Source organism: Azospirillum melinis (assembly GCF_013340935.1).
GTDB classification, from domain to species: domain Bacteria; phylum Pseudomonadota; class Alphaproteobacteria; order Azospirillales; family Azospirillaceae; genus Azospirillum; species Azospirillum melinis.
The window spans coordinates 14475-28743 of the sequence record NZ_WHOS01000061.1 but is presented as its reverse complement, the minus strand read 5'-3'; the positions used below and the strand labels follow the sequence as shown (position 1 = coordinate 28743).

12 protein-coding genes are annotated in these 14269 nt (G+C 68.0%); 5 read left to right on the top strand and 7 right to left on the bottom strand.

The genetic code is table 11. From position 1 onward, the window contains the following. The first annotated feature begins 38 nt into the window (after nucleotides 1–38). Nucleotides 39–1352: a pentapeptide repeat-containing protein gene (locus GBZ48_RS29450; protein WP_109051704.1), complete on the top strand. Its 1314-nt coding sequence runs from the start codon at nucleotides 39–41 to the stop codon at nucleotides 1350–1352. 98 nt (nucleotides 1353–1450) lie between these two features. On the opposite strand, the gene GBZ48_RS29445 is transcribed toward GBZ48_RS29450, so the two are convergent. Further along, nucleotides 1451–1984: a MarR family winged helix-turn-helix transcriptional regulator gene (locus GBZ48_RS29445; protein ID WP_174474262.1), complete on the bottom strand. Its 534-nt coding sequence runs from the start codon at nucleotides 1982–1984 to the stop codon at nucleotides 1451–1453. Between the two features lie 534 nt (nucleotides 1985–2518). On the opposite strand from GBZ48_RS29445, the gene aguB reads away from it, so the two are divergent. Next, on the top strand, nucleotides 2519–3427 hold the full coding sequence (gene aguB, locus GBZ48_RS29440) for an N-carbamoylputrescine amidase (protein WP_174474261.1): 909 nt from the start codon (nucleotides 2519–2521) through the stop codon (nucleotides 3425–3427). A 49-nt stretch (nucleotides 3428–3476) separates the two neighbouring features. Here the strand turns inward: aguB and GBZ48_RS29435 are convergent, their stop codons facing one another. Together GBZ48_RS29435 and GBZ48_RS29430 are read right to left on the bottom strand one after the other, a co-directional pair. Next, nucleotides 3477–4073: a putative metalloprotease CJM1_0395 family protein gene (locus GBZ48_RS29435; protein WP_174474260.1), complete on the bottom strand. Its 597-nt coding sequence runs from the start codon at nucleotides 4071–4073 to the stop codon at nucleotides 3477–3479. 89 nt (nucleotides 4074–4162) lie between these two features. Continuing rightward, the gene (locus GBZ48_RS29430; RefSeq protein WP_174474259.1) at nucleotides 4163–5197 is read right to left on the bottom strand and encodes an arginase family protein; all 1035 of its coding nucleotides are present in this window, start codon (nucleotides 5195–5197) and stop codon (nucleotides 4163–4165) included. A 319-nt stretch (nucleotides 5198–5516) separates the two neighbouring features. Between GBZ48_RS29430 and GBZ48_RS29425 the strand changes: the two genes are divergently transcribed. The 3 genes from GBZ48_RS29425 (at nucleotide 5517) to GBZ48_RS29415 (ending at nucleotide 9732) form a co-directional block, all read left to right on the top strand. After that, nucleotides 5517–8339 carry an SLBB domain-containing protein gene (locus GBZ48_RS29425; protein WP_246307545.1) on the top strand — a complete coding sequence of 941 codons (2823 nt, stop codon included), beginning with the start codon at nucleotides 5517–5519 and terminating at the stop codon, nucleotides 8337–8339. Beyond that, entirely contained in the window at nucleotides 8336–9130 is a 795-nt protein-coding gene (locus GBZ48_RS29420; RefSeq protein WP_174474258.1) for a glycosyltransferase family protein, read from the top strand. Before GBZ48_RS29425 ends, GBZ48_RS29420 begins: the two co-directional genes overlap by 4 nt. 134 nt (nucleotides 9131–9264) lie before the next feature. After that, nucleotides 9265–9732, top strand: a complete 468-nt coding sequence (locus GBZ48_RS29415) for a helix-turn-helix domain-containing protein (RefSeq protein ID WP_109051699.1) — start codon at nucleotides 9265–9267, stop codon at nucleotides 9730–9732. Here GBZ48_RS29415 and GBZ48_RS29410 read toward each other — a convergent pair. From GBZ48_RS29410 to GBZ48_RS29395, 4 genes are read right to left on the bottom strand one after another with little or no spacing between them, the layout of a single operon-like run. Then, the gene (locus GBZ48_RS29410; protein WP_246307544.1) at nucleotides 9642–10706 is read right to left on the bottom strand and encodes a glycosyltransferase family 2 protein; all 1065 of its coding nucleotides are present in this window, start codon (nucleotides 10704–10706) and stop codon (nucleotides 9642–9644) included. The two genes, GBZ48_RS29415 and GBZ48_RS29410, sit on opposite strands and share 91 nt — an antisense overlap. Next, a complete protein-coding gene (locus tag GBZ48_RS29405) occupies nucleotides 10703–11707 on the bottom strand; it encodes a GumC domain-containing protein (protein ID WP_174474257.1) in 1005 nt (334 codons plus the stop codon). The genes GBZ48_RS29410 and GBZ48_RS29405 overlap by 4 nt, the downstream gene beginning before the upstream one ends. Further along, nucleotides 11700–12956 carry a glycosyltransferase family 4 protein gene (locus GBZ48_RS29400; RefSeq protein ID WP_343049716.1) on the bottom strand — a complete coding sequence of 419 codons (1257 nt, stop codon included), beginning with the start codon at nucleotides 12954–12956 and terminating at the stop codon, nucleotides 11700–11702. The genes GBZ48_RS29405 and GBZ48_RS29400 overlap by 8 nt, the downstream gene beginning before the upstream one ends. A 43-nt stretch (nucleotides 12957–12999) precedes the next feature. Further along, complete coding sequence (locus GBZ48_RS29395) at nucleotides 13000–14238, bottom strand: hypothetical protein (protein WP_174474256.1); 1239 nt, start codon at nucleotides 14236–14238, stop codon at nucleotides 13000–13002. Between the last annotated feature and the right edge of the window lie 31 nt (nucleotides 14239–14269).

The window sequence follows — 14269 nt, the reverse complement described above, 5'->3', positions numbered from 1 at the left end:
TCGATGGACCACGCAACCATGCAGACCGGACAGGATCGATGACACCGCACGAGTTGGTTGCCGTGCTGGAAAAGCACGAGCGCTGGCTGAAGAACAAGTCGGGCGGTTCGCGCGCCAACCTGACCATGGCGAACATGGAAGGGTCGAACCTGTCCGGGGTCAATCTGGCCCAGGGCAAGCTGTCCGGCGCCAACCTGTCCCATTGCGACCTGTCGAATGCCAATCTCAGCACCGCCGACCTGTTCGCGGCGCACCTGACGAAGGCCGACCTGTCGGGCTGCAACCTCTATCGTGCCGACCTGCGCGGCGCCCACATGCGTGGCGCCAAGCTGAAGCGCGCGATCCTGAAGGAAGCCGACCTGCGCGGCGGCGCCCTGCTGTATGGCGGGCACGGCGGCAAGAATGGCAAGGGGCTCGATTTCGTCCGCTCCGACCTGTCGGGCACGGATTTCGACGACGCGTCGCTGAACAACGCCAACCTGTCGGGCGCCGACCTGACCGACGTGTCGATGAACGGTGCCGATTGCGAGGGCGCGCTGCTGACCGGCGCCACACTGATGCGCGCCAGCATGAAAAGCTGCAATCTCGCCCGCGCCGACCTGCGCGGCAGCAACCTGTCCGGCGTGAATTTGCAGGGAGCGGTGCTGCGCGACGCCAACCTGACCGGCGCCATGCTGGCCGGAGCCAACCTGCGCAACGCCGACCTTCAGGGGGCGAAGCTGGAGGGTGCCGATCTGGCCGGGGCCGACACCACCGGCGCCAATCTGGCGCGGTCGGCCGACAATTTCTCGGTCCAGATCCAGCAGGCGCTGCATAGCCATTACACCTGGATCAACACCAACGGAACGATGGGAGCCAGGGCCGACCTGACCGCCGCCGACCTCAGCCACATCGACCTGACGGGGGTCAACCTGTCGGGCGCCAATCTGAAGCGGGCCAATCTCAGCGGCGCCAAGATGCGCGAGGCGCTGCTGATCATGTGCGACATCTCCGAAGCGGTGCTGGACGGCGCCGATTTCAGCGGGGCGATCCTGGACGGGGCCAATCTGCGCGGCGCCAACATGACCGGGATCCGGCTGGACGGGGCGGGAGTCGGCTGGGTCGATATAAAGGGACCGGACGGTCAGCCGACCGGTCGCCTGTGGGCGGCGAACCTGACCGGCGCAAGGCTGACCGGAAGTTCCTGTGTCCGCACCAACCTGCGCGGCGCCAACCTGTCCGACTGCGATTTCAGCAACGCCAACCTGACCGGTGCGATCCTGAGCGACGCCAACATCCGCGACGCGAAATTCACCGGGGCCAACCTGACCGGCGCCAGCCTGCCGCCGCCGCCGGACCCGGACGACGACTGACCCGAGATGCGGCTGATCGGACGGACGGCCGCTCCAGGCAAATCTTCCGAGATCGACTGAAACGGGACGGCGGGAGCAGCGGTCCGAAGCGGTCTGCGCTACCTCTCGTCCCGCCCGCCACCGTCTTCGCCGTCGCGGGCCGCCGCACAGGCGGCGTTGAGGTTGGCGCCAACACGGCGCAGCACATCCAGCGTCAGGTCCAGATCTTCCGGCGCAATGCCGTCGATGGCGATCTGCGCGATCTCCGACGCGCTGGGCATCATCGTCTGACGCAACGCCCTGCCCTTGTCGGTCAGAAAGACGTTCATCTTGCGGCGGTCATGGCTGTTGCGCACGCGCTGGACCAGCCCCTGGCTCTCCATCACGTTGACGGCGGTGACCGTGGTCGGCTCCATCATGCCCACGCGGTGACTCAGCTCCCGCTGGGTCAATCCGTCCTCTTCCCACAGGGCACGCAGGAAGAACCATTGCCCCATGCTGACCCCCGACCGCGCGATGCGTGTCTGGAGGGCGCGGGCGAAGGCGCGATTCACCTCCCGGACGACGAACGATAAAGCACCATCGGCCGAACCGGCCGCGTCTTCCGACTCGCCGGGGCGTTCCGGCTCCCACCCCTTGACAGACGCCTCCATACCGACAATCTCTCTGCCGTCGTTCCGTGCCCACAGCCACCCCAGCCCGTTGGCCGCGATGGACGGACAGCCGCCTGTCGAGGCGACGCCGCCGCATTGCATCCACCGGGTCCATGCCTGTCTGGTAACACCACCTTGACACGAGTGGGCATGGCTGCGTCATCCAATCATAACGTGTTGTGTGCAAAGCGCAAATCAATTGCGCAGCCATCGGTCGCCGGCATGCAATGATATGCCCGCTTTGGTCATCCGAATCGCCGGCAGCATAAGCAGAACACGTCCACCGACTCTTCGCATGGCGGACTTGTGTCACATCCATCTTTTTGGCGCAGTCGGCAGACACCATATCCGCATATGATGATCGATATGATGATTGCCGATTGGATCGGTTTTATTTGGCAATTCGTACAGCGCCAGAACGTTAAATGAATATTTCGCTAAATTATTGAGAATTCCCTTCCGACCGCTTGCAACTGCCGCGACCTTTGGTCACACAAGCACCGAACCGCCCTTCACAGGAGCCGTGAACCCGCAATGACCGCTTCGCCGACCGTCCCTTCGTCCCGTACCGTCACCGTCGCCGCCACCCAGATGGCCTGCAGCTGGGACCGTGCCGCCAATGTCGATGGCGTCGAATCGCTGATTCGCGAGGCTGCCGCCAAGGGCGCGCAGATCGTCCTGCCGCAGGAACTGTTCGAGACCCCCTATTTCTGCAAGGACCAGAAGCAGTCGCTGTTCGAACTGGCCGCGCCGGTTGAAGGTCACCCGGTGATCGGACGGATGCAGGCCCTTGCGCGGGAGCTGTCGGTGGTCATCCCCGTCAGCTTCTTCGAAAAGGCCCGCAACGCCTATTACAACTCGATGGCCATGGTCGATGCGGACGGCAGCCTGCTGGGCGTCTATCGCAAGTCCCACATTCCCGACGGCCCCGGCTATCAGGAGAAGTTCTATTTCAGCCCCGGCGACAGCGGCATCCAGGTGTTCAAGACCCGCTACGCCACGGTCGGCTGCGCCATCTGCTGGGACCAATGGTTCCCGGAGACGGCGCGCGTCATGGCGCTGAAAGGGGCGGAGATCCTGCTCTATCCCACCGCCATCGGGTCGGAACCGCAGGATTCCTCCATCGACAGCCAGGGCCACTGGACCAGGGTGATGCAGGGCCACGCCGGCGCCAACCTGATGCCGCTGGTGGCTTCCAACCGCGTCGGGGTTGAGCAGGGGGAAGGCTGCGCGCTGACCTTCTATGGCTCGTCCTTCATCGCCGGCCCGCAGGGGGAGATCGTCGCGCAGGCCGACCGCGAGAGCCGGACGGTCCTGACCGCCAGCTTCGACCTCGACCGTATCGCAGCGCAGCGCGCCTCCTGGGGGCTCTTCCGCGACCGGCGGCCGGAGCTGTATGGCGCCCTGCTGACGCTGGACGGCGAAACCACCCCGCGTCGCTGACCGGTTGAGAGGGAGCTTACGCTGACGGCGGGCGCTGGCTGCCGCGGCGTCAGACCGTCAGCCCCTTCCCTGATCCGGAATTGCGTCCCGCATTGCCGAGTGCCTGTGCCGCGCCATAGGCGGCGGCAGCGCGGGCGGATGCCGTATCGCCACCCTGCCGGCGCTGTTCGGATTGGGCTTGCAGCTTCGCCGCATCGGCCTGTGCGGCGACTCGCAAGTCCTGGGGCGAGGGATCGGCCGGTGCGAGCGCCGCGGCCTTGACCTGCTCCATCTTGGCGACGGTGGCCGCCGGTTCCGATTCGGCGCTGACATCGATCGGCACCTCGCCGGCGGTGGCGTAGTTCTTGCCGTCCGGACCGCGGGTAAAGGTGAAGGAGGCGCCGCCGGCATGGGCACCGCCGGCAGCCTGATGCGCCGCCTCATGCTGGCGGACGCTGGTGTCGGCCTGCTTGAGTTTCTGGACCTGCTGCCGGGCTGCGTCGGACAGGGTAACGCTGTCGGCGGAGCCGCTCTTGCCATCCTGAGCGCCGGATTCCTGAGCACCGGATGCGTTCTTCCCGTCCCGCCGCAGCGGCACGCTGCGCGGGGTGGAATAGGTTCCGATCGACGGGCTGGAGATGGAAAGGTCGGCAGCCACCGCCCGCATCCTCACTCAGATGCCGAACTTCCCATCAATTTAGGGCGATTCGTCCGCACCGGCAACGGTATGGACATCCCTGCGACCATCCCTCCGCCTCAAACCTGCTCGAAGCCGGTCAGGACATTGGCGACATTGACGCCCAGATCATCGACGGCATAACCGCCTTCCATCACGAACAGGGTCGGCAGGCCGAGTCCGGCGATGGCAGCGCCCATGCGCAGGAAATCCTCCGACAACAGGCGGAAGCGGGAAATCGGGTCGCCGCCATAGGTGTCCGCACCCAGCGACAGCACCAGCGCGTCTGCGCCGAACTCCCGGATGCGTGCCGCCGCGACGGCCAGAGCCTGGGCGTAAGCGTTCCAGTCGGTCCCCCAGGGCAACGTCAGGTTCAGGTTCGCCCCTTCCCCGGCACCCGCTCCGGTCTCATCGGCATGACCGCAGAAATAGGGGAACTCGTCGGCCGGATCGGCATGGATCGACACGAACAGCACGTCGCCACGCTCCCAGAAGATCTCCTGGGTGCCGTTGCCGTGGTGATAATCGACGTCCAGCACCGCCACGCGCGCAGCCCCGCCGTCGCGCAGGGATTGCGCCGCGATGGCCGCGTTGTTCAAGAAGCAATAGCCGCCATAGAAGGCGTGGCCGGCATGATGGCCCGGCGGACGGCACAGCGCAAAGGCGCTGCGATCACCGGCCCGCAGCCGGTCGGCGCCGGTCAGTGCGCTGTCGGCTGCGGATGTCGCGGCCCGCCAGGTGCCCGCGGTGATCGGCGTCCCCGCGTCGAAGGAGTAGAAGCCGAGCCGCCCGTCGATGGACCGGGGCACCCGCCGCCGCGACATTCCCGGCGCCACCCAGTTCAGCGGCAGCGCGTCGATGTCAGCACCATGCTCCGCCACCCAGTCGTCCCACGCGGTCTGTAGAAAGCCGAGATAGCCGGCATCATGCACCCGTTCCAGTGGGGCGATGCCGTGACGGGTGGGCTCCACGACCGGCCCCAGCCCGACCGCCTCGATCCGCGCCCGGACGATGTCGGCACGCGCGGGCTTCTCGTAGCAGGGAACGAGTTGGCCGTCGTTGAGTTCGGACCGGCCGGCCTGCAGCCGGTGCTCTTCGCTGTGGATGACGATCACGCCGTTGGCTTCCTTGACTGTTTCGCCGTCCCGGAAAGGTTTGGACCGGCGGAAGGCAGCCTCATCATAGCGCCGCCCCACCATCCACGGATGCCACCCTTTTGCATGGCGCCCCGGACGCAGGCCATTGCCTTTCGGCCTATTGCACGCGATAGTGTTCAACGCTGATCACTCGCGCTGTGCGGGTGGTTGCTGGGGTTATTGGACATCCATGTTGGCTGCCGCGTGCAGGATATTCGCCCGAATTGCGCCCGGGGCGGCGTTGATTATGTGGGCGTGCGCCGTGTCGGCCGCCGGGCCCACGCGGGGCGATCCACCATTGCCGCAGCCACAGCTGGCATCGACGGTCTCCCCCCTGGAGGCGGCCTTCTCCACCCGTGCGGGAGAACCGTTGCGCCAGTTCGGCTATGACCTCTTCGCCTCCACCACCGATCCGGCTTCGGCGACCGAGGCCGCGCCCGGCGCCATCCAGGGCGACTATGTCCTGAACACCGGCGACACCGTTCTGGTCACCCTGCGCGGCCAGAAATCCTTCAGCAAACGCTTTACCGTCGACCGAAACGGCCAGCTGGTGGTGGACGATTTGCGACCGCTGACGGCTGCCGGCCTGACGCTGGACGCCCTGCGGCGCGACTTGACCGCCACCGTCGCCGCCACTTGGCCAAGCACCGATGCCTTCGCCTCGCTGGCGGAGGTGCGGCGGATCGGCGTGCTGGTCACCGGCGCCGTCCACCGCCCTGGCCGGCAGGAGATCAGCGCCTTCGCCACCGCGCTCGATGCGCTGTTGGCCGCCGGCGGTGTGGATCGCGGCGGCAGCCTGCGCGCGGTCAGGCTGATGCGGTCCGGCGGTGCGGTCATGGTGGACCTCTACGCCCTGCAAATCGCCGGTGCCACCGGCAACGCGGATATGCCGTTGCGTGACGGTGACCGCCTGTTCGTCCCGCCGCTCGGCGCCACCGTCGCGGTTGCCGGACCGGTGAAACGGCCGGGCATTTATGAATTGCCGCCGGATGGTGGCCCCTTGTCGGCGTCGCAGATGCGCGACCTCGCCGGTGGCGCGCTGCGGCCCGGCCGCGGCCGGCTTGTGCGATTCGGCATCGGGCCGTCGGGCGAGGAAACGACGGAAGAGATTGCCGACCCCGATGCCAAGCGGTTCGGTGACGGCGACCTTCTGTTGATCGCGCCGGAACGGGAAGACCGCCGCGGCGAGGTTCGGCTCGACGGACATGTGCTGCGCCCCGGCCCGCGCGCGCTGACCCGGGCTAAATCCTTGTCAGGACTGCTTTCCCGTGCGGACCTGCGCCCATCGGCCTATTTTCCCTTCGCCGCCCTGGAAAGCACGGCCCCTGCCACGGCGGCACGCAGCCTGCGGCCAGTCAATCTGTCGGCCGTTCTGAGCGGACGCGATCGCCGGCAGCTTTCGGAAGGCGACACGCTCTATGTCCTGGGGACCGCGGACGTCGATTTCCTGACGTCGGAGGCGGTGCTGGCCCTGCTGCGCGGCGAACGCCAGCCGCCGCAGGATGCCTGTCCCGGTCTGGTCGCGCTGGCCCGCATCCTGGCGGCGGAGCCGGCCGGTTCCCTCGCCACCGGTCCGCAGGCACGCGCCGCCGCCACGCTGACCGGTTCCCGCACTCCCTGCCCGCCCCTGTTCGCGACGGTACCGGATCTGCTGCCCCTGGCTTTGCGCCACTCCGTTCTGCGCCTGACCGGAGCGCCGCGGCCCGGCTTCTATCCCGTGGCCGATGGGCCGGAGAGCGCCGGCGCGCGCGAGACCATCGTCGAATCGGAAGCGCCTCAGTATGAGCTGATCGGCCATGTCCGCCGGCCCGGCACCCGCAGGTTGCCGGCAGGAGCCACGCTGCGTCAGGCTCTGGCGGAGGGCAAGGCGCTGAAGCGCGACGTGTATCCGCTGCTTGGCATCGTCGAACGCTATGACCGCCGGACCTTGACCCGCGCCTATCTGCCCTTCTCCCCGCAGGAGGTGGCTGCCGGACGTGCCGACCGTGCCCTGAGCGATGGAGACCGCATTCACCTGTTCGCCGCCGACGATATCCGCGGCTTGGTGAAGCCCGCCGAATCCAAGACAGACAGCAAGGCGGACGATGAGTCCGAACCGCCGATGCTGGCGGCCGTGCTCGATCCGGCCATCGTCGCGGTGATTGGGGAGCGGACCGTCCAGTTGCGTGGCGCCGTGCGCGATCCCGGCGGTTATCCGGTCGCCGACCTCACGCCGCTGGCGGCCCTGGTCGCGGCGGCAGGTGGGCTGTCCACCGACGCCGACCCCACGGTGGCGGAGTTGACGGCCGCCAACGGCACACGCAACGCCATCGACCTGACCCACGACGGCACCCGCAGGATCGGCCCCGGCGATGCGCTGCGGATCAACCCGCTCCCACAGGCCCTGGAGGCCCGCGCGGTTGCCATCGAGGGGGCGGTGCGCCGCCCCGGCCGCTACGACATCGGCCGTGGCGAGACACTGTCCTCCCTGATCGCGCGGGCCGGCGGCCTGATCGACGACGCCTATCCGGCCGGGGCCGTGCTGACCCGCGAGAGCGAACGCCGCCGCGAGAAAGAACAGTTCCAGCTGCAAGCGCGCGAACTGGAGCGCACGCTGGCGCTGGAAGTGGAAAAGGGCGAGCCGGTGAAGGCGGAGAATGTTGCGCTGGCCCGCCAGCTCGCCGCCCAACTCCGCGCGGCCGAACCGCTCGGCCGCGTGGTGGTGGAGGCGGATCCAGCTATCCTGCGCAGCCGGCCGGCTCTCGACCCGCTGCTGGAACCCGATGACCGGATCGTGATCCCGAAGCGACCGCTGACCGTGGCGGTGTCGGGCGAAGTTCTGCATCCGACCGCGGCGCAATTCGTCAGCGGCAAGGGTGCCGAGGATTACCTGAACGAGGCAGGCGGACCGACCCGCGATGCCGACACCGGCCGAAGCTTCCTAGTCCTGCCGGACGGCCGGGCTCGGCCGCTGGCGCTGTCCTCCTGGAATCATCGGGTGGAGATCATCCCGCCCGGGTCGATCCTGGTGGTGCCACGCGACCCTCGTCCCTTCGACGGGCTGGATGCCACCAAGGCCGTCGGCAACATCCTGAGCCAGCTGGCGATCACTGCCGCCTCGATTTCGGTGATCACGCGATGACGCCGCCCGCCCCGCTCCGACTCGCCATCCTGACCGTGGTCCGCAACGACTGCGCCGGACTGGCCGACACCTATGACAGCCTGCGCGGGGAGCTTGGTCCCGGCATCGTCTGGCTGGTCGCCGACGGCGCCTCCACCGATGGAACGGCGGAGTGGCTGGCGGGCCATGCCGATGTCCCGCTGTGGTGGCGCTCAGCCCGCGACTCGGGACTGTACGATGCGATGAACGATGCGCTCGCCGCCGCGGGCAGGCTGGGCTGCAGCCATGTGCTGTTTCTGAACGCCGGCGACCGGCTGGCGGAGCTGGGCAGCGGCATGCGGCTTTTGCAAGCGATTGCCCGGCATCCCGACTGCGCCCTTCTCTATGGCGATGCGCTGGAACGGCTGGGTGACGGACGTATCCTGCTGAAGCGTGCCCGCTCCCACCGCTGGGCATCGCTGGGCATGTTCACCCACCATCAGGCGATGATCTACTCCGTGTCCGCACTGGCAGGGCTGTGCTTCGACTCCGGTTACCGGATCGCGGCCGATTATGACTTCACCTTGTCGGTGCTGAAGCGCGGACGGGCTGAACGGCTGCACTGGCCGGTCTGTCTGTTCGCGGCCGGTGGCCTGTCGCAGCGCGACGCAACCGCTGGCCGACATGAGCAAACAGCGATTCGACGACGGCACTTCAGCCATGGAGCCGCACACGCCGCAATGATCGCCATGGCTCAACGAGTCGCACTGGCATTACGCCACCATCTTCCCGCTCTCTACGCGAAATTACGTTTCCGATGCCCTGAAATTTAATGTCTTTCGCTCTCTTCCTCCCCCTTCCACCCAAACGGACCGTTGATACGCACAAATGGTTGCATAGAATTTACTTTCTGAACTAAGCATTCTCGCGGCGCCTTCCCTCTGGCTTTCCTTTCGAGGTACGACTTATGAGCGCGACCAAGACCAAACTCGCCCCCGCCCACACCCTGTCGCGCCGCGGCGAAGGTCCCAACCCCATCGACATCCATGTCGGAGCCCGCCTGCGGCTTCGCCGGACCCTGCTTGGCCTGAGCCAGGAGAAGCTGGGCGAAGCGGTCGGGATCACCTTCCAGCAGCTCCAGAAGTACGAGCGTGGGTCGAACCGCATCAGCGCGAGCCGCCTTTACAACCTGTCCCAGGTTCTCGGTGTGCCGGTCAGCTACTTCTTCGACGACATGCCGTCGCCTGACCAGATTGCCGCCGAAGTCCCGGCCGAGGCGATGAGCGAGACGGACGAGTTCGAATCGATGGCCCGCCGCGAGACGCTGGAACTGGTGCGCGCCTATTACCGGATCGAGGATCCGGGTGTGCGCAAGCGGACCTTCGACCTGCTCAAGGCGCTGGGTGGCGACCGGATCGCGTTGCTCGAAGAGTAAGGATCGCCGGCCGGACGGACAGTCCGGACAGACTCGGAAGCGGCGCGAATGGACGGGAAACGGTCGAACGCTCCCGCTCCCATTGCCGCCGACCGCATCTTGAGCCCGACCTGCCAATAGTAAAACGCGCGCGCCAGCGCGTGGTCGAGCCCGGCTGCGCCATCGAGGACGCCAAGGCGCAGCACATAGGCATGCAGAAATGCCAAGAGCGGCCGGCCCGGCAGTCGCTGGAAAAGCCGCTTCTGCATGCGCCGGCCGATGAGGGCGCGGAGGCTGGGAAAGGCGCTGGAACCGACATCCGGTTCACCCGTTATCAGCCGCTCCATCCGACCATCGGCACGAATTGCCGCCTCCCAGTCGGAGTAGCGGTTGTGGCGGTCGAACCAGGCCGAGAGCGGCTTGGCATCCTCATGGTCCATCGGGTGGCAAAGCCGGCCGGTCGTGCCGGCCACCTGCGGCTGGTAATGCCCCTCCACCTCCCACATCGCGGCGATATCCAGGTCGGGCTGATCGGGAAAGCGCGTGCGCCGACGGTCCAACAAAGCAAGCTTGCGATTCCAGCAGCCGAAACGCAGCCGCCGGCCGCGAAGGACCGGTCTGCCATCGATCCAGTAGGCCGCGCAGGCCGGGCCTGACGCCATCAGCCGGGCGATCTCCTCAACCAGTTCCGCCGTCAGCCGCTCGTCGGCATCGACGAACAGAACCCAGTCATGGGCGAATGGCAGAGTATCCAGGCACCACTGCTTCTTCTTGGGGTAGCGGCGATTCCAGCGGAAGGGGACCAGGCGGGCGCCGTGTGATCGTGCGATGTCCGGCGTACCGTCATCGCTGCCGCTGTCTACCACGAAACACTCGGCGAATCGGGCAAGCGCCGGCAGGCAATGCGGCAGGTTCGCCGCCTCGTTGCGCGTCATCACCACCACGGAGACCGGAATGGCGGTCATGGCGGGCGCAGGCATGGTGGAAATCCTCATGGCGGCGCCTCCACCCCCGTCGTCCGTTCCCTCCGCAGGGCATGGGACGCGGATAGGGCGAATCCGGCTGCGACAAGCCCGACCAGCCCGGCCAGCGGAATCACCACGGCCGGGTTCGGCCAGTCCGGCAGGGTGGCGGCGGCCGGCGGCTGGATCATGTCGGCGGCAAAGGGCAGATCGACGCCGATCATCATCGCGACCCGCTCCTGGTCCAGCAGCAGGTCGCTCAGCGCCTGCCGGTGTTCCGCCACGGTGACGGCGCCGAGACGAAGCTTGATGTGGGCGATCTGGGCGGCACTTCGCCGAGCGGCCTCCGCGCGCAGATGGGCGTCGGTGGCTGCGGCGATCCGCCCGAGCAGTTCCACTGCAATTGCCCGGTCGGCATGGCGGAAGGTGATCCGCCGCATCGGACCCGACCGCAGCATGTCGACAACCAGCCGATCACGCAGGGCACGCGCCACGCGGTCGCCGTCCGGCTCAACCCAATCCTCGCGCCCGACCAATGCCAGCAAAGCCCGCTTTACCGTCGGGAACAATCCGGGCGGCGGACGCCAACGCTCCGCCTCCGCATCCCAGCGTTCGGCAAACAGGGCGCGCAGAATGGCGGGGTCCGCAGCCAGACGGTCGGCCACCGGTCCCGAACCGAACAGTTCAAGATAGCGGGCGAAGTCGGACAGCGATTCGTCCCCCGCCCCCGGCTCGGCAACACCGGCGGAGTCGCGGCCATTGAGCGTCGGTACCCTGGCACCCATCGCGGCGGAGCCGACCCGGGCCGTCGGGCCGATCACCATTGCCGCGGTATAGGCCGGCGTCACCAGCCACAGAGCCGCCACCGCCAGCACCAGACCGCCCACCCAGCCGCCGACCAACCAGCGCCAGCCGGTCCGCAGGGTGCGGACGAAGCTAAGCAGGTCGCCCTCCCCTCCGGCCATCGGCAGAGCCAGCGTCATAGCATGCGGCGGGGGTTGGGTGTGACGCGGGGCGATGACGCCGTCAGGCATAGGGCAACGGCCTTCCCAACAGGGGCCGGACGGCACGGCGTGCGTCGACCAGATGTTCGGCCAGTCCGACGAAGGCCGCAGCGGCACGGTCGGCCGTCCAGGCTTCGGTCTTGCGGGCGGCGCGCTTCCCCTCCGCGGCGCAGCGATCGGGGGCGGCGGCATAGGCGCGCACGGCTTCGGCAATGGCGGCCCCGTCGAACGGGTCGATCACCATGCCGCATCCATCCATTTGCGCCGCCGCCTCGCTTCCGGCCGGTCCCAGGAACAGGCAGGGCCGGCCGGCCGCCTGCACCCCGGCCAGCTTGCTCGGCACCAGAAGCCCCTCCGCCGCCGGGTCCATCGCCACCAGATGCAGGTCGGCGCCGGACAGGCACTCCGCCAGCCGGTCGGCAGGCTGCCAGGGAAGCCGGTGCAGGTTGCGCAACCCCCGGAGGCGCGCAGCCTCTTCCACCGCAGTGAATCCCCTGCCCTCACCGACCAGCAGGACAATCACGGATGGATCGCTGTGCTGCAGCCGGACCGCCGCTTCGAGCACGCCGTCCATCGGATGGGCGAGCCCCAACGTCCCGGAATAGGCCACCAGAAAGCGGCCGTCGCCCTCCGTCAACCCCAGCGAGCGGCGGACGCCGTTGCCGGCCTTCTCCAGGGGACGGATCGCCGGGTCGGGCCAGTTGGGCAGCAGGGTCACCCGATCCGCCGCCACGCCGGATGCGACGATGCGTTCACGCATGCAGCGCCCAATAGCGATCACCCCACCCTGCCGCCGCAATGCCCGCGCCATGCCACGCCCGGCCACGCGGAGAAGCAGGTCCGGCATCCGCACGCCCAGCACCGGAAGAAGGTCAGGGTAAAGATCCTGGCACCAGTGCAGCGACGCCGCACCATGGCGGGCAGCCAAAACCGGGCCGGCCAGCGCCAGCATCGGCGGATCGGTCATCGTCACGACGAGGTCATGGCGTGGCAGGCGCAGGGCCTGAGCCGTGAGTCGGCAAAGCGCCTCGAGATAGGCGCGCGCGTCGGGCCGCTCACCCTCCGCCACCCTGCGGCCGGTACGGATGAGCGTGACCCCATCCGGGACAGCGCGGTTCACCGCCTTGTCGCCGACCGGCTCGCCATCCGCAACCACCGTCACCCGCCAGCCGGCGGCCGCGATTCGCCCGGACAAATCCGACAGGCAACGGCCGGTCGCCCCGCGGTCGGGCGGGAACACCCGGTTGACGAAAATGATGGACGGTTGGTCGAGCGGCACGGCGCACCGAAGCGTGAATTACACGCGAAAGTATGAAGATCCTCTAAGGTTCAGACAACCCCTTCCTGCACTCGGCCGCAAAAAGCATCAGGGATAGGATGACGCCGGTATCGAGGTACTTGAAGCTGGTGTGGAGGCAGAGCGCCATCGCCAGCGGCGGCACCACCGCCAGGGCCAGCGGTGGATCGGCCGCCAGCAGCCCGCACCAGGGCCTGACCAGCGCGCCGAGATAGGCCGCCAGCGCCACCATGCCGCACAGTCCGGTCTTCAGCAGGCTATAGCTCGCCAGAGTGTGGGTATAGCTGACCCGCCAGCCGCCCACCGCCGGATTGGCGATCCGCGCGCCCCAGCCGTCACCGAACAGCAGTGCCCAGGGAGAGGCGACGGCATGCTCGATCACCGCCGCCGCTTCTTCCCACCGGGCATTGATCCCGGTCAGCCGCGTCTTCTCCGCTGCCTGCTGCCACGCTCCGACCAGCGCATCCCCACCGACGGCAACCGCCAGCCCCAGACCGATCAGCAGAGGCAAGGCCAGCCACGCCTGCCGCCGCGCCCACCACAGGGCGATCAGCGCCAGCGACAGCAGCGCCAGCCCCAATGCGGTGCGGTGGACCGCTCCGGCGAGCGCGGCAAGGCAGAGAGTCCCGCCGACGGTACAGGGAATGGCGGCAAGCCAATGACGGAACCGGCCGCCGGTGCCGATCAACGACAAGGCCGTCGCCGGCAGGAGCACGGTGGCGAACAGCACCGCAGGCGCATTGAGCAGATAGGCGCCACCGTCGGCCATCGCCCGCTGTCCGATGGCGCCGAACCCCCAATCCGCCTGCCGCCACCAGCGCAAGGCCAGCAGCAGGCCGGCAATGCCAAGCCCACCGGCCAGCGCACGCACGCCGGTTCGCCCCGCGGCGCGCAGCGCCGGCACCAGAAGCACGGGAAGGAACAGGTACAAGAGGGGCACGACGTCGCGCAGGATATCGACCGCGTCCCACCCCAGCGCCGCCCCGCGCAGCAACGGCACCCACAGCAGCCAGGCGAATGCCGCAACCGCCACCGGCATCCATTCCATGCCGGACGGCATCCATCCAGCGCCGGTGGGCGTCCGCAGCGCATGGCCACTCGCCACCGCCAGCGGCCACTTCCAACCGATCGACAGCAGGATCAAAAGGCCGATGGACAGTTCCACCCCTCGCAGGACCGGCGGCGCCGGCACGCTGAGGCCGCCATAGAGAAGCAGGGCTGCCGCCATCGACAGCGCACCCGTCCGTGCAGCGGCCACCGTCATGGCCGCCCCACGCGAAAATCGGCCGCGTGGC